Source organism: Nonomuraea sp. NPDC048882 (genome assembly GCF_040649755.1).
In the GTDB taxonomy this organism is placed as follows: domain Bacteria; phylum Actinomycetota; class Actinomycetes; order Streptosporangiales; family Streptosporangiaceae; genus Nonomuraea; species Nonomuraea maheshkhaliensis.
Genome location: NZ_JBEZGB010000011.1, coordinates 216,472 through 230,780, shown reverse-complemented (window position 1 = coordinate 230,780; position 14,309 = coordinate 216,472). Strand labels below are relative to the sequence as shown.

Sequence of the window (14,309 nt, the reverse complement as noted above, 5' to 3'; positions counted from 1 at the left end):
CGGTAAGTGATCTGCGGGTGCGTGCAGAGACTGCGTGGTGGCGTACGGTAATCGTGGGTGCGGCGGGGTGGGAGTAGCGTGCGCCGGCTGGGGGTCGGGGCGGTGGGATCGGTTGGTTGAGGGTGGTTTGAGGGCACGTTCCAGGTCGGTTTGAGGGGCACGTTCCAGGTCGGTTTGAGGGGCACGTTCCAGGTCGGTTTGAGGGGTGCGTTTCAGGTCGGTTTGAGGGTGTGTTTCAGGTCGGTCTGAGGTGCTTCCGGGTCGGTCTGAGGGCTCGGCGTCCTGGCGGTGTGCGGTCCGGTCGTGGGAAATGCGGTGGGAAACTGTCGTAGCCCGGTGATAGAAAACAGTTTCGAAGCCCGCTCACCGCCTGCATCGGGGAGGCCACGGTCGTGACCGGTAACAGCTCGGAGTTCTCCGTCTCCGGTCGGCGCTACGACCGGCGTGGGCCGGTGCGCTGGATCTGGTCCCACATGCGCGGCCATCCGCTCGTCCTGCTGGGGTTTCTCGGCGGCACCCTGGTCAACACCGTGCTGAACGCCTCCGTGCCGCACTTCACCGGCGCGGCCTTCGACGCCGTGCTCGGCGGGGGCGGGGGTGCAGCGTCCGCGCTGGGGTTCATCGCGCTGATCCTGCTGGTCGTCATCGTGGCGCGCGGTCTGACCGACGGCGTCGCGCGGATGTCGAGCGAGGTGCTGGCCAAGCGGCTCGAACGAGACGCGCGCGACGAGCTGTACGTGAGCCTGCTCGGCAAGAGTCAGACGTTCCACAACCGGCAGCGGGTCGGCGATCTGATGGCGCGGGCCGCCAACGACATCAGGCAGTTGTCGATCATGGTCACGCCGGGCATCGACCTCATCGCCGACTCGGGGCTGACCGGGATCGTGCCGCTGTTCTTCATCGCCGCGATCGATCCGAGGCTGCTGCTGGTGCCCGGCATCTTCGCGGTCTGCTTCGCCTTCGCGCTGTGGCACTACATGCGTCAGCTCAACCCGGTGGCGACCCGTATGCGCGAGCAGTTCGGCGACCTCAACGCCGGGCTCAGTCAGGCCGTGCGGGGCATCGAGGTGATCAAGGTGATGGCGCAGGAGGGGCAGGAACGCGGACGGTTCCGCTCGTACGCGCGCCTCTACCGTGATTCATTTGTCCGCAACGGCCTGGTGCAGGCTCGTTATCTGCCTACGTTGCTGTTCGCGGGTGCGGTCGCCGGGGCCCTTTGGCATGGCCTCTACCTGCAGAGCACGGGCGCGATCTCGGTCGGTGACCTGGTGGCGTTCATGGGGCTGGTGGTCATGCTGGGCTTCCCCACCCAGATGTCCATCTTCACCTTCTCCCTGGTGCAGATCGGCATCGCTTCCGCGCGGCGGATCCTCGACATCGTCACCTCCGACACCGAGCTGCAGCAGCGCGACGACGGACACGCCGCGCCGATCACCGGCGAGATCGTCTTCGACGACGTCACGTTCGGCTACGACGACGGCGGCGAGCCGGCGGTGCGCGGGCTGTCGTTCACCGTCAAACCGGGCGAGACGGTGGCGATCGTGGGGGAGACGGGATCGGGCAAGAGCACGCTGACGAAACTGGTGCCGCGCATCTACGACGTCACCTCGGGGCGCATCCTGGTCGACGGCGTCGACGTACGCGACTGGGACCTCGACTCGCTGCGTTCCCAGATCTCCACGATCGAGCAGGACATCGTGCTCTTCTCCCGCTCGGTCGCCGAGAACATCGCCTTCAGCCTTGGCCAGCGGGCCGACCGGGAGGCGGTGATCAGGGCCGCGGAGGACGCGCAGGCCGCCGAGTTCGTGGCCGAGCTCGACGACGGCTACGACACGGTGATCGGTGAGCGGGGCGTGACGTTGTCCGGCGGGCAGCGGCAGCGGCTGGCCATCGCGCGGGCGCTGCTGACCGATCCGGCGATCCTCGTGCTCGACGACTCCACCAGCGCCATCGACTCGGCTACCGAAGACAAGATTCAGCAGGCCATCGGGCGCATCCTCGACGGGCGGACCACCTTGCTGATCACCCATCGACTCTCCCAGATCCGGTGGGCCGACAAGGTGCTGTTGCTGCGGCGGGGCGAGCTGGTCGACTGCGGGACGCATGACGAGCTGATCGAACGGAGCCGACTCTATCGGCGGATCTTCGCCCATTACGACGAGGCCGGCGTGGGGGCGGACGGCGGCACCGGACGGTCGGACGAGGTGGGGGCGGATGGCGGTGCCGGACGGTCGGACGAGGTGAAGGCGGAGGTCGGCGCGGGGCGGCCAGCGGGTGTCGGGTCGCAGAACGGCGCACCGCCTGAGGACGCGGCCCCGATTCTGGCGAATGAGCAGGGAGGTGCTCGCTGATGGGGTTCATCATGGACGGCCTCGACGCCGAGGACTACGACCGCACCTACAACGACCGCGACCTGCTGCGCCGGATCGTCACCTACTTCCGGCCCAAGGCCGGGGCGATGGTTCTGGTCGCCGGCATGATCGTGGCCGCCTCGCTGAGCAACGCGGCGATGCCGCTACTGGTCAGCTACGTCGTCGACGCCGTCGCCGACGGCACGATCGGCCAGGTCGGCTGGATGTTCGTGGTGGGGGTGCTGCTCGCGGGCGGGCTCGGGTGGGTGTTCAACTTCGTCCGCCAGTGGTTCAGCTCCAGGGTCACCGGTGACGTGGTGCTGCAGTTGCGCGAGGACGCGTTCGACGCCGTGCTTGAGCGTGACATGTCGTTCTATGACGAGACGCCGTCAGGCCGGATCGTCAGCCGGGTGACCTCCGACACCGACGACTTCGCCACCGTCTCCACCCTCACCATGGACCTGATCAGCCAGGTGCTGATGGTGGCGTTCGTGACGGTGCTGCTGTTCGTGCGCAGCGTGGAGCTGGCTCTGCTCACGCTGCTCGTGGTGCCGATCGTGGTGGGCCTGGCGCTGTTGTTCCGGCGGCTGGCCAGAGCGAGCACCCGGCGTGCGCAGCGCTCCCTGAGCCGGGTCAACGCCAATCTGCAGGAGACCATGGGCGGCATCGCCGTGGCCAAGAACTTCCGCCAGGAGCAGCAGGTCTACGACGAGTTCCGGCCGATCAACCAGCAGAGTTACCAGGTGACGCTGCGGCAGGGGTTCGTCTTCTCCGGGATCTTTCCCGTGCTGTTCTTCGTGGCCGGGCTGGCGACGGTCGCCCTCGTCTATCTCGGGGGTTCGGCGGTGCTCACCCGTGGGCTGTCCGCTGGCGACTGGTACCTGTTCCTGCAAGGGGTCGCGCTCTTCTGGATGCCGCTGACGTCCATCGCCGCGTTCTGGTCGCAGTTCCAGCAGGGGCTGTCGGCGTCGGAACGGGTCTTCGCACTGATCGACGCTCCGCCCCGGGTGGTGCAGAGCGACGCGCGGCCGGCCGGGGAGCTGGCCGGGCGGATCGAGTTCGAGGGGGTCACATTCGGCTACGACGCCGCGCATCCTGTGTTGCGTGACTTCGATCTGCGGATCGAGGCGGGGGAGAGTGTCGCGCTCGTCGGGCATACCGGAGCGGGTAAGTCGACGCTGAGCAAGCTGATCACCCGGTTCTACGAGTTCCAGGAAGGTCGCCTGCTGATCGACGGCCGCGACATCCGTACCCTCGACCTGACCTCCTACCGGCGGCAGATCGGCGCGGTGCCACAGGCTCCGTTCCTGTTCAGCGGCACGGTCGCGGACAACATCCGCTATCCGCGGCCGGAGGCCACCGATGACGAGGTGCTGGCCGCCGCGTCGGCGGTCGGCGGGGGTGACTGGATCGAGGCGCTACCCAACGGTCTGTCCACTGATGTCGGCGAGCACGGGCGTGCGCTGTCGATGGGGCAGCGGCAGCTCGTCGCGCTGGCTCGGCTGCTCATTCAGGATCCGGCGATCGTGGTGCTGGACGAGGCTACGGCGAGTGTCGATCCGCTGACCGAGGCGCAGATTCAGGAAGGGCTGGACGTGGTGCTGGCCGGGCGGACGTCCATTGTCATCGCCCACCGGTTGTCCACGATCGAACATGTCGATCGGATCATCGTGCTGGACCATGGGCAGATCGTGGAGGAGGGTGATCACGCCACGTTGCTGGCTAAGGGCGGTCGTTACTGCCAGGTCTACAACACCTACTTCCGGCACCAGTCGCCCAACTACCGGGCGGGGGCCGGCTTCGTTCCGGTCAGTTCGGGGTGAGCGGCGAGCCGGTCGGGTTCGGGCCAGGGGGAATGCGGGTCGGCAGGCCGCTCATTCCATGACCAGGAAGCGGCGGTCCAGCCCGGTGATGAGCAGCAGCCGGGCTACGCGCGGGGGAACGCCGGTCAAGGCCAGCGTGATGCCTCGGGCCTTGGCACGGTTTTGCACGCCGACCAGCACGCCCAGCCCTCCCGCCCCGCAGAAGGTGATCTGGGACAGATCCAGGACGAGCAGGCCGGTGCTGTCACCGAGGGCGTCGATCAGCCGCTGGCGCAGCCGGGCTGTGGTGAAGATGTCGATGTCCCCCGACAGATGCACGAGGGTCGGCGCTGAGGCGGTCACCTCGGCGGGCGGGACTGTGTCGATGACGGTCATGGAAGTTCTCCTCACGGGAGAAGCCGAAAAGTGATGAGATGCCTGCCGGCCGAAGATCGGCCCGCCGCCAGTACGGGCGGTACCAGAGCCGCTCAATCCGGCCGGCAGGCGGCACCGGGGTCATGGCGACGTCGTCGGCCGTCCCATGGATGGCTGCGTCGCCTGCCCGATGACCGACCCGCCCTCGTCCTCCCAGCGGGCCGAGCTGTCGGCCGCGGCACGCGGAGGGGGGCCGGCGGGCAGACGGGCGAGGGTGAGGATGGCGTCGATGCTCATACCGGCGATGTCCTGGGTGGTGAGCTTGAGTGTGGCCTCGGCGGCGTCGGCGGCGGTGCCCGAAGGGACGATCAGCAGGACGACCGGCTCGCCGGTGCCGAAGCTGAGAGTGATCACCCGCGGGTCGGCGTGGCGGAACCAGCCGACGCGGACCCGACGCCCGCGCGCCGGGATGCGGCGCGGGATGTTCTGCCACACATCGCTGTGCAGGCCGATGCGGAGCGTGACCCGATCCAGCAGCCGGTCCACGGCGGCGATGAGGCCGGGCAGTTCGGCGGTCGCGTCATTGGAGAAGGGCCACCAGGCCCCGTCCACCACAGTCAGCCGGTTCGGCACTGGGCGGAGACTGAGCCGGAGCGCGGAGTCGACCCGAGGAATCGCGGGCGAGGCGCCGCTGAGCGGTGCGAGTTGAGAAAGGAGCGTCGGCGTCATGGTCGCCTGACCTGTCCGGGCCCCCGAAGGAGCCGGTGGTGGTTCGCCGGGGGCGACGCAGACCTGAATGCCAACGTTCGAAAAAGCCTCGGTACCTTCAGTGTACCTCATGACGTCTTTCGACTGGTGGACGTGCGCCTGCCGGTCCGCAGGGGCGAGCCACTCATTGTTTGAGCGGGATCACCCGGTCTGTTCGGCGAGGGCGACGATGATGCCCGCTGGGCCGCGGAGGTAGCAGAGGCGGTGGCTGGTCCCGAATTGCACAAGCTCGCCGACGAGTTCGGCCCCGTGCGGCCGCAGGCGGTCGAGGATGTCGTCCATGTCCTCGACGGCGAACATGACGCGCTGGGTGCCGAGCGTGTTCACCGGAGCGTGCGGGTCGCCGGCCGGGCTGGACGGCGTGTGGTACTTGGTCAGTTCGAGCCGGCCGTGGCCATCCGGGGTGCGCATCATCGCTACGTCCGTTCGAACCCCCTTCAGTCCTACGATGCGATCCACCGCGCTGTCCTCGAGTGTCGCCTCGCCTTCCAGCTCCAGCCCGAGCTCGGCGAAGAACGCCTTGGCGGCCGGGAGGTCGTCGACGACCATGGCGACATTGTCCAACCGCTGGACCGTCCCGCGCCCAGTGCGGGGGTCAGTGTTCTCCATGATGGTCCTTCCGGGGGTGGCGGGGGTCGGGTTCAGGTGTTCTGGCGTTCCTGCTGCCGTTGCATGAGTTCCGCGATGGCGGTGGGCAGTGTGGTCTCGAAGTCGATCAGTTTGGCCCAGGTCGGCTTCACCACGATCCGGACCATGCCGTCGTAGAGCGCCTTCACCCCCACCTCCCACTCGGCCCGCTGCTCCGGCGTCATCTCGTACGTGCCGTTCCACTGGAAGTACTCGTCCGGGATGCCCTCGACGACGTCCAGCTCCGCGTTGCCGCGAAGGAGCAGGACCCTCGGCGGGTGTGACTCCGTGTCGATCGTCAGCGCGACCGCGGGGTTGCGGCGCAGCGCCGGCAGTTTGCGGGCGTTGGTCGCGGTGCACATGACGATCTCCGTGCCGTTCCAGACGATGCCGATCGGGATCGCCCGGGGGGTGCCGTCCAGTGCGACGAACGCCAGCCTGGCCAGGTCGCGCGCGAGCAGTTCCTGGCTGAGCGGGCGGTTCAGTACCTCGTCGATGGCGTGCTGGTCCATGGGTGGAACCTCTCAGTTGTAGTAGCGGCGGGCGCTGGAGCCCACGCGGGAGATGTCGGTGCCGTAGATGTGCAGGCTGATGGCGATCTCGTCGCCGATGTTGCGGATGCGGTGAATGTCGCCGGGCGGCGCGAAGCCGCTGACCTCGCCGGGCGGGTTGTCCCGCGTGCCGATGGGGGTGAGGGCTTCGTCGAACAGTTCCTCGTGCTCGACGCCCGACAGCACGCCCACGACGCACCAGGTGATGTGGTCGTGGATGCGGGTGGTCTGCCCGGGGCGCCAGACCAGGCCGAGGATGGAGAACGCTCCGTCGGGTTCGACGTGCAGCAGGTGGCCCGCGACCCGGTCGGGCTCGCCGAGGCGCTGGCCGGGGGTCAGGATCTCGGGGCCGGGGAGGTGTGTGCGGAGCCTTTCTGCGACCAGTTCCGCGGTATCCGTCCAGTCGGTCCGTACGGCCACCGCTTGGCGGATGGCGGCGGCGAGATCGGTGAGGGGCGCCAGGGTGCGGGTCATGGCCACGTTCTCCTTTGCGGAGTGGGTTCGTCCTGTTCAAGGGTCCCAAGTGGCGACTTATACGTCTAATGACAATGTTGGGAGTAACCCATGCGTATTGTGGATGCATGCTGGATATCCCGAGGTTGAGGGTGCTCGCGGCGATCGCCGCGCAGGGCTCGGTCACCAAGGCCGCCAAGCAACTGAACTACTCCCAGCCCGCGGTCAGCCGTCATCTGGCCCGGTTGGAAGCTGAGACCGGGGCCAAGCTCGTCCAGCGGGTCGGCCGGGGCATCCGGCTCACTCCGGAGGGTGAACACCTCGCCCGTCGCGCTGCCGAGATCGTCGGCCGGGTCGACGCCGCTGCCTCGGAACTGTCCGCGATGGTGGGCTTGCGTACCGGCCGGGTGCGGGTCGCCGGGTTCCAGTCGGCGCTCGCGGCGCTGGTGCCGCACGCGGCGGGCACTCTGCGTCGTGAGCATCCCGGCATCGAGCTGCACCTGGTCGAGGCCCATCCGCGGGTGGCGCTCGATCTGCTGCGGGCCGGGGAGGTCGATGTCGCGGTCGTCTTCCGTTACGACGATGCGACCCCGGATGACATCCGCGCGACGCATCTGTTCGACGACCCGATGTACCTGCTCAGCCTGGAACCCGGCCAGACGTTGGGCGGCAATCGCGACGCCGACTGGATCGCGGGTTGCGAGAACTGCCGGCGCGACTTTCTGGAGGCGTGCGCCACGGTGGGGTTCGTTCCGGCCATCGCGTACATCACCGACGACACCATCGTTCAGCAGGCGCTGGTCGCGGCGGGGATGGGGGTGACGACCATGCCGGGGCTGACGTTGCGTACCCACCATGCGCCTGGGATCGAGGTCAGTGTCCTGAGTGACTTTCGGCGGCGGGTTTATCTCGCTTCTTATGGTGATCCGCCGGATCCGCCGGCGACCGCGGCCTTCATCGACGCACTGCACCAGGCCGTTGAGCAGGTCCACCCTGACGAGCCGTCCCCAGCGGATTGACGCATCATGGTCAGGGGTCGTCGCGTAGGGCGCGGAGGGTTTCGGCCTGTTCGGCGGTGACGCCTCTGGCGCGCTGGTCGACGGCTTCCTGAGCGGTGAGGCCGGCGCCTGCCCAGGACGCGGTCTCCTCGAACGGGATCCCGGCCTGCCACCACTCGCGGGCCACCGCCATCGGGGTGAGGCCGCGCTGGATGTAGCGGCGCGCCTCGGCGGGTTTGAGGCCGAGTTCCTGCCACATGCGTGCGGTGGAGGCGTCGATGCCGTAGCCGGCCCAGGCGATGGCCTCGTCGTCCACCCAGTCGGCGTCGAGGTAGCTGTACATGACCAGGGCGCCGGCGTTGCCCGCGCGGCGGATGAAGCGTTGGGCACGGTCGCGTGGGTCGTCGGTGCCGAAGGACATGAGGCTGGTGAAGGCGTCGCCGGGGGCGGTGGGGTCCTCTGTTCGGCGTGGCTCACGGCCGTGTTTGATGTCGAACGCCTGGTCCGGGGTGAACCCTTTCTCCCGGTACGTCAGTGCTTCATCCAGGGTGAACTCGTACTCGTGCCAGAGCAGTGCCTCCGCTGCGCCGAGCCCGGCGGCGCGGCAGGTGGCGACGGCTTCGGGGGAGATTCGGGCGGTTGACCACTGCGTGGCGAGTGCGGGGTCGGTGATCCCCGCGTGCCGCCAGGCGGAGGCCTGCGCCGCCGTCAGCCGCCATTCCCACCAGCGGCGGGCCTCGTCGTCGGGGATCCCGGCCGCGCGGTAGGGCGCAGGGTCGAAGTGGTGGGTCATGCTTCTCCGATCTGTACGGTTCGCGCCCACGAAGGGGCCTGCCCGCCTGTGTCGAGCAGCCCGACGAGGACGCGGCTTCGGGCGGGAGGGCGGTCGGGCCACGGGGTGCGTCCGTCGGTGAGTGCGATGATCAGGTCCGGCGGCCCCGACGTGAGTGCGGCGGTGAACCCGGCGCGGAGGTCGGTTCCTCCGCCTCCGCCGAGTCGCAGGTCGGAGATCCGGGCGAGGGGCTGGGGGCGGTACGCCTGCGCGTCGCAGGAGATCACCGTTACGTTGCGTCGCCCGACGCCGACGGCTCGCAGGATGCCCGTCACCTCGGCCAGCGCCTGGCCGAGCATGCTCTCGGTGACCGAGCCTGACGTGTCGATCAGCACGGTGACCGATGGGGTCGGGCGGCGCAGGCTCGGCAGTACGACGCCGGGGAGGGCGGCGGCTCTGCGTGACGGGGTGCGGTAGGTGTAGTCCACCCGGCCCGCTGCCTGGGCCAGGCCGTGGCGGATGGTGGTGGACAGGTGACGCCGCCAGTTGATGGTGGGTTCGAGCATCTCGTCGGCCCAGCGGAGCCAGCCGGCCGGGACGTCGTCGTGGGCGTCGAGGCGTTCGCGGATGCGGCGGGCGGTGTCGAGCGCGGTGAGCCGGGCGCCGGTGGCGGACAACCCGGGTCTGTCGGTCTCCCATGGCCGGGACTGTCCGTCGCATCCGCTTCCGCAGCTGCCTTCCTGCGGCCGTACGGTGTCCGTTCGGTCGAATAGTGCGCGGTGGTACTGCTCGGCGGGCCAGCCTTCCGGGAGCCGCAGCCGTGCTGGTGTGATCGCGTCCGGTGGTAGCGGTAGATCCGTGAGGTCGTCGTTGATCTCCGCGTCGGCGGCCAGGTTCCAGTTCCGGCGCTCCAGGCGTCCGTCCGAGCCCGGGTAGCGGCGGGCGTGGTCCCGTAGCAGGTGGCCGGTCTGGTGAATGAGCCAGAAGCCGACCTCGGGCACGCTCCGACGGTCCAGTTCCTGCACCCCGACGTAGACGTGCCAGGCCGTGTCGACGGGGAAGCGGGCGAGCCCGCCGGGCACCACGATCGGGTCCAGCGCCAGCAGCGCTCCGCTCAGGTACGGCGCTTGCGCCACGGCCCAGACCCGAGCCGCGGCCCACTTCTTCCACAGCTCTGGGGACAGCGACTCACTCATGGAGCAGCCCGGCCGCGCGCAGGATCGGCGTCAGCTCCAGCAGTGCCACGGGGAGCCGTGCCCCGGGTGGGCGGCGGTGGGCGAGGGCGCGGGCGGCCAGGGTGGCGACGTCGGGTGCGGTGCCGGCGGCCTTGGCGATCACCCGCCAGGCGGCGTCCCACAGTTCGCCGCTGCCGTCGGCCACCGCTACCGCCACCACCGACGTCAGTACGGCGAAGGCCCGGTCGCCGCGTCTGGGCAGTTCGAACGCGTCCGGGTCGGCGAGCACCGCCATCGGGTCCGGCAGGTCGAGGCGTTCCAGCCAGGACAGGAACTCCAGCGCCGCCCCCTCCCCGACGGCGCCTGCCACGAGCACGGCCAGCACGTCGGGCGAGGCGGCGATGGCCTGGCAGGCGGCGAGCAGGCGGGCGGCGGCCTCCCAGGATCGGGGGCTGGGCCAGCCCTTGCCGGCGGCGTCGCCCGAGGGCACGTGTAACGCCAGCGTGGGCCGTACCTCCAGGAAGGCCGCCACGATCGCCCGCGCCCGCGCGACCTCCTCAGGTGAGGCCGGTCGCTCGAAGCCGGACAGCGGCGGACGGGGGAACCCGATGGCCAGGCCGCGTGCGATTCGCCTGCCGTCCACCGGCCAGTCGAGGTGTACGAGGCGGTTGGCCAGCGGTGCGGCCAGGTCCCAGCCGTCGGCGGCCTCCTCGGGTGGGTTCGCCGCGGCGACTATACGTACTTTGTCGGGCAGTCGTACGTCGCCGACCGCCCGTTCCAGCACGACCCGGAGCATCGCCGCCTGTACGGCTGGGGGAGCGGTGGTGAGTTCGTCCAGGAAGAGCAGGCCGTGTCCGGCGGCGGCGAGGCGCCGGGCCCAGGCGGGAGGGGCGAGCCGTACCGTGCCGTCGGCGATCACCGGCAGGCCGGCGAAGTCGCTCGGCTCGCGGATCGATCCGATGACGACCTCGACCGGCCAGTTCAGCGACTCGGCCAGGGCCAGGACGGCGGACGTCTTGCCGGTGCCGGGACTGCCCCACAGCAGGACGGGCACCCCGGCCGACACCGCGATCGACAACGCCTCAGCCGCCGTCCCGCCGTGCTCCTCGGCGGTCGGCCGGTCTCGCTCCTCAGGCGCCGGCTCGCCGTGCTCGTCAGGCGCCACGTCCCATGCCTTCCCTCTGCCAGAACGCCCCGAGCCCAGGCACGCCGAGCTGCCGTTTGAGCAGCTCCAGCTCGTACGCGGGCAACTCGCGAAGGACGAGCTCGGCGTTGTCCCGCAACGGATGATCAGTCATCCGCACCTGCCCGGCAGCCGCACAGAACGCCCCCACATCCCAAGGAACGCCAGGGTCCACGACCGTCCCGTCCGCGATCCCGGCCAACTCCTCGGCGGTGGGCCGCGTGGTGATGCCAAGCCTGGTGGTCAGCCGGTCGCCGACCAGTAGCCCGGCCAGGTAGCTGAGGCCGTCCCGGGCGCGGCGGCGGCGCGGATCGGCGCCGTGGACCCAGGCGGTGACGATCTCGGCGACCAGCCGGGCCGCCGCGTGGCTGGGACGGTCGGACGTTCCGAAATCGCCGAGATCCAGCTGGTTCGCGGAGATCACCAGCGCCACCCGGTCCTCGGTCCAGCCGCGGGTGAAGTGGCTCCAGCCCCACGGATACTCGCCGCCGTGCCCGATATAGGGGTGTTCGCCGCCGAAGACGTTGAACACGAACCCGATCGAGACGTCCTGGCTCGGCCCGAGGAGGGTGCCGCCGGACGCCTGGGCCGTGATCATCTGCCGGGCGGTGCCGGGTGACAGCACGCCGCCGCCCCCGCCGAGCAGGGCGAAGACGAACCTGGCGTGGTCGGACGGCGTGCTCAGCGCGGACCCCGCCGGGTAGTCGCCCACGTAGAGCTGGGGGAGCGGCAGGCGCAGGCCCGGCAGGGTCGCGTACCCGGTCGAACGGCGCGCGAGCAGCTCCGCCGGGACGAAGTCGGGATGTTGCGCCCTGGGGAAGACGCTCGACGACATCCCCAGCGGCGCGAACACGTGCTCGCCCACCCACTCCGAGAACGTGACGCCGTCAGGGTTCAGCAGCTCCACGAGCCGCCCGACCACGGCTATCCCGACGTTGCTGTACTGGTACGCGGCCCCCACCGGCCCGGCCCAGAACGGCGTCAGCGCGCCCCCGTACGCGTCCGAGCGCCCGGCCGCGAACACCCGCCGCAGGTGCTTCTCCAGCGGCGGAGGCGGCTCGCGGTGGAAATTGCCCAGGTTGATGCCGAGCCCGCTGCGGTGGGTGAGCAGGTCGCGCAGCGTGATCGGCCGCGGCCCGTGCGGGTTGACGATCGGCAGGTGCTTGTCGATCGGGTCGTCGAGTCCGATCAGGCCCCGCTCCACGAGCTGCAGGGCCGCGACGCCGGTGTACGCCTTCGCGTCCGAGCCCGTGGGGCCGATCGTGTCCGTGGTCATGGGGCGGCCGGTGGCCAGGTCGGCGAGCCCGTACGCCCTGCTCAGCGCCACCTCCGTGCCGACGCCTACCGCGATCGAGAGCCCCGGCGTGCCGCAGTGATCCATGATCTCCGGCACGAACGCGTCCAGCGCCTCGGCCAAGCCATCGATGTTCATGCGTCAATGCTTGCCTTGACGCTCGAACAATGTCAAGGCAAGCCTTGACGGCATAATGGTACGGTGCCCGAGCTACCCGACCTCACCGCCCTGCTGTCGATCGTCGAAGAGCGCGACCCCGACGCCGACCCCCTCACCCGCCTCACCGTGGCCGAAGGGGTGCTGTCCGATCTGCAGGGCATCGGTGACCGGCTGCTCGGCTACCTGGTCGAGCTGGCCAGGGCCGAAGGCTGCTCGTGGTCCGACATCGGCGACCATCTCGGCATCAGCCGTCAGGCCGCCCAGCAGCGTTACGGTCGCCGCTGGTCCAGCCTCACCGTCGCCGACCTGGCGCAGTCGGGGGCGTTCGACCGCTACACGGCCCGTGCCAAGCAGACGCTCGAACGCGCCGAGGCCCACGCCCGCCGCCTGCGGCAGTCCGCCGTCGGCGCGGATCACCTGCTGCTCGCCATCCTGGACGATCCCGACACTCTGGCCGTACGCGCCATCGCAGCCCAGGGCGTGGATCCGTCCGTGATGCGCGCCGACCTCGCCCGCAGCCTGACTGCCGGTTCGGAGGCGTCGGCGACGAGCCCCGCCGGGCCCGGGGCTTCGGAGACGAGCCCCACCGGGGCGTCGGCGGCGATTCCCATCGGGTCCGAGGCCCGGCGCGTCCTGACGGCGACGCTGGCCGAGACGGCCGAGTTGCGGCACAACTACGTCGGCACCGAGCACATGCTCCTGGGCCTGCTGCGCGACCGGTCCAGCACGTTCCTGCGCGACCACGGGATCGACCTGGAGCCGACGCGGGCGGCCGTTCGCGCGGCCCTGGAGGCGTTCCTACGCTCACGGGAGTCGTGACCGTCACGGCGGCGGCTGCGGATCCGGGTGTGAGTGCGCCAGGCTAGGGTCATCGATAGGTCCGGCCTATGGGAGCGGAGCAGTGTGTGGACGTCCGGCAGCTCGAATACTTCCTCGCCGTCGTCGATCACGGAGGGTTCAGCAAGGGCGCGCGGGCGCTGTTCATGGCGCAGCCCTCGCTCTCGCAGGCGATCAAGGCGCTGGAGAAGGACCTGGGCAGCCAGCTCTTCCACCGCGTCGGCCGCCGCGTGGTGCTCACCGACGCGGGGCGGGCGCTGATCGAGCCGGCCAGGCAGGTCGTGCGCAGCATGGAGGTGGCCAGGGCGAGTGTGGCCGCCGTCCAGGGGATGGTGCGCGGCAGCGTCGCGATCGCCGCGATGCCGTCGCCGGCCGTGGAGCCGCTGAGCAGCATGATCGACGACTTCCGCCGCCTGCACCCGGACGTGCGGGTCGTCGTCAGGGACGCGCCGGTGCCGCAGGCGGTGATCGAGTTGGTACGTACGGGCGTGACGGAATTGGGCCTGCTGTCGGCCTGGGAACTGCCCACGGTCTCCGACGTGCGCCTGCACCCCGTGGAGGAGCAGCGCTTCGTGCTCGTCGCCGCGCCCGGCGGCCCCTTCGCGCCGGCCCGTACGCTGCCCCGGGAACGCCTGGCCGGTCAGCGTCTGATCGTCGGCGAGCACGGCACCGGCCTGCGCCGCCTGGTGGAGGAGATCCGCGCGTCGGGCGTGGAGGTGTCGATCGCGGTCGAGTCGGAGCACCGGGAGTCGTTCCTGCCGTTGGTGCTCAAGGGGGTGGGCGTCGGCGTGCTGGCCGAGGCGTGGCGGACGCTGGCGGAGCAGGCGGGCGCGCTGGTCTTCGACCTCGACCCGCCGGCCTCGCTGCACCTGGCCATGGTCAGCAGGCAGAGCTGGCTCACCCCGGCCGCCACCGCGTTCCTGGAGACGGCTCGCGCTTATAGGCGCGGCCTATAGATCGGATC

The 14,309-nt window shown here is 70.1% G+C and carries 14 protein-coding genes; 5 read left to right on the top strand and 9 right to left on the bottom strand.

From position 1 onward, the window contains the following. Positions 1-392 precede the first annotated feature (392 nt). Positions 393-2,351, top strand: a complete 1,959-nt coding sequence (locus tag AB0C27_RS34960; RefSeq protein WP_357853024.1) for an ABC transporter ATP-binding protein — start codon at positions 393-395, stop codon at positions 2,349-2,351. Next, entirely contained in the window at positions 2,351-4,174 is a 1,824-nt protein-coding gene (locus AB0C27_RS34955; protein ID WP_357853021.1) for an ABC transporter ATP-binding protein, read from the top strand. The genes AB0C27_RS34960 and AB0C27_RS34955 overlap by 1 nt, the downstream gene beginning before the upstream one ends. A gap of 51 nt (positions 4,175-4,225) precedes the next feature. On the opposite strand, the gene AB0C27_RS34950 is transcribed toward AB0C27_RS34955, so the two are convergent. The 5 genes from AB0C27_RS34950 to AB0C27_RS34930 form a co-directional block, all read right to left on the bottom strand. Then, positions 4,226-4,549, bottom strand: coding sequence for an STAS domain-containing protein (locus tag AB0C27_RS34950; RefSeq protein ID WP_357853019.1), 324 nt, complete (start codon positions 4,547-4,549; stop codon positions 4,226-4,228). 120 nt (positions 4,550-4,669) lie between these two features. Further along, positions 4,670-5,257 carry a DUF5994 family protein gene (locus tag AB0C27_RS34945; protein ID WP_357853016.1) on the bottom strand — a complete coding sequence of 196 codons (588 nt, stop codon included), beginning with the start codon at positions 5,255-5,257 and terminating at the stop codon, positions 4,670-4,672. Between the two features lie 180 nt (positions 5,258-5,437). Then, positions 5,438-5,905 (bottom strand): VOC family protein, encoded by a 468-nt coding sequence (locus tag AB0C27_RS34940; protein ID WP_357853013.1) that lies wholly within the window; start codon positions 5,903-5,905, stop codon positions 5,438-5,440. A gap of 32 nt (positions 5,906-5,937) precedes the next feature. After that, entirely contained in the window at positions 5,938-6,435 is a 498-nt protein-coding gene (locus AB0C27_RS34935) for a pyridoxamine 5'-phosphate oxidase family protein (RefSeq protein ID WP_357853010.1), read from the bottom strand. 12 nt (positions 6,436-6,447) lie between these two features. After that, positions 6,448-6,948, bottom strand: a complete 501-nt coding sequence (locus AB0C27_RS34930) for a cysteine dioxygenase family protein (protein ID WP_357853007.1) — start codon at positions 6,946-6,948, stop codon at positions 6,448-6,450. A 107-nt stretch (positions 6,949-7,055) separates the two neighbouring features. Between AB0C27_RS34930 and AB0C27_RS34925 the strand changes: the two genes are divergently transcribed. After that, the gene (locus AB0C27_RS34925; protein WP_357853004.1) at positions 7,056-7,946 is read left to right on the top strand and encodes a LysR family transcriptional regulator; all 891 of its coding nucleotides are present in this window, start codon (positions 7,056-7,058) and stop codon (positions 7,944-7,946) included. A gap of 10 nt (positions 7,947-7,956) precedes the next feature. Here the strand turns inward: AB0C27_RS34925 and AB0C27_RS34920 are convergent, their stop codons facing one another. The 4 genes from AB0C27_RS34920 to AB0C27_RS34905 are packed head-to-tail and all read right to left on the bottom strand — an operon-like array spanning position 7,957 to position 12,487. Then, positions 7,957-8,718 (bottom strand): hypothetical protein, encoded by a 762-nt coding sequence (locus AB0C27_RS34920; protein WP_357853001.1) that lies wholly within the window; start codon positions 8,716-8,718, stop codon positions 7,957-7,959. Continuing rightward, the gene (locus AB0C27_RS34915; protein WP_357852999.1) at positions 8,715-9,893 is read right to left on the bottom strand and encodes a VWA-like domain-containing protein; all 1,179 of its coding nucleotides are present in this window, start codon (positions 9,891-9,893) and stop codon (positions 8,715-8,717) included. The genes AB0C27_RS34920 and AB0C27_RS34915 overlap by 4 nt, the downstream gene beginning before the upstream one ends. After that, entirely contained in the window at positions 9,886-11,037 is a 1,152-nt protein-coding gene (locus AB0C27_RS34910; protein WP_357852996.1) for an AAA family ATPase, read from the bottom strand. Before AB0C27_RS34910 ends, AB0C27_RS34915 begins: the two co-directional genes overlap by 8 nt. Then, the gene (locus tag AB0C27_RS34905) at positions 11,027-12,487 is read right to left on the bottom strand and encodes a serine hydrolase domain-containing protein (RefSeq protein ID WP_357852993.1); all 1,461 of its coding nucleotides are present in this window, start codon (positions 12,485-12,487) and stop codon (positions 11,027-11,029) included. Before AB0C27_RS34905 ends, AB0C27_RS34910 begins: the two co-directional genes overlap by 11 nt. Positions 12,488-12,550: 63 nt before the next feature. Between AB0C27_RS34905 and AB0C27_RS34900 the strand changes: the two genes are divergently transcribed. Both AB0C27_RS34900 and AB0C27_RS34895 read left to right on the top strand, forming a co-directional pair. Continuing rightward, a complete protein-coding gene (locus tag AB0C27_RS34900; protein WP_357852990.1) occupies positions 12,551-13,327 on the top strand; it encodes a Clp protease N-terminal domain-containing protein in 777 nt (258 codons plus the stop codon). 68 nt (positions 13,328-13,395) lie between these two features. After that, positions 13,396-14,301, top strand: a complete 906-nt coding sequence (locus tag AB0C27_RS34895; protein WP_357852987.1) for a LysR family transcriptional regulator — start codon at positions 13,396-13,398, stop codon at positions 14,299-14,301. Positions 14,302-14,309: the final 8 nt, after the last annotated feature.

Bases quoted from the DNA above. Each gene is read 5' to 3' on its own strand.
- AB0C27_RS34895 (WP_357852987.1), top strand. From the start codon at position 13,396: ATGGGAGCGGAGCAGTGTGTGGACGTCCGGCAGCTCGAATACTTCCTC.
- AB0C27_RS34925 (WP_357853004.1), top strand. From the start codon at position 7,056: ATGCTGGATATCCCGAGGTTGAGGGTGCTCGCGGCGATCGCCGCGCAG.
- AB0C27_RS34915 (WP_357852999.1), bottom strand. From the start codon at position 9,893: ATGAGTGAGTCGCTGTCCCCAGAGCTGTGGAAGAAGTGGGCCGCGGCT.
- AB0C27_RS34935 (WP_357853010.1), bottom strand. From the start codon at position 6,435: ATGGACCAGCACGCCATCGACGAGGTACTGAACCGCCCGCTCAGCCAG.
- AB0C27_RS34930 (WP_357853007.1), bottom strand. From the start codon at position 6,948: ATGACCCGCACCCTGGCGCCCCTCACCGATCTCGCCGCCGCCATCCGC.
- AB0C27_RS34950 (WP_357853019.1), bottom strand. From the start codon at position 4,549: ATGACCGTCATCGACACAGTCCCGCCCGCCGAGGTGACCGCCTCAGCG.
- AB0C27_RS34940 (WP_357853013.1), bottom strand. From the start codon at position 5,905: ATGGAGAACACTGACCCCCGCACTGGGCGCGGGACGGTCCAGCGGTTG.
- AB0C27_RS34955 (WP_357853021.1), top strand. From the start codon at position 2,351: ATGGGGTTCATCATGGACGGCCTCGACGCCGAGGACTACGACCGCACC.
- AB0C27_RS34920 (WP_357853001.1), bottom strand. From the start codon at position 8,718: ATGACCCACCACTTCGACCCTGCGCCCTACCGCGCGGCCGGGATCCCC.
- AB0C27_RS34905 (WP_357852993.1), bottom strand. From the start codon at position 12,487: ATGAACATCGATGGCTTGGCCGAGGCGCTGGACGCGTTCGTGCCGGAG.
- AB0C27_RS34945 (WP_357853016.1), bottom strand. From the start codon at position 5,257: ATGACGCCGACGCTCCTTTCTCAACTCGCACCGCTCAGCGGCGCCTCG.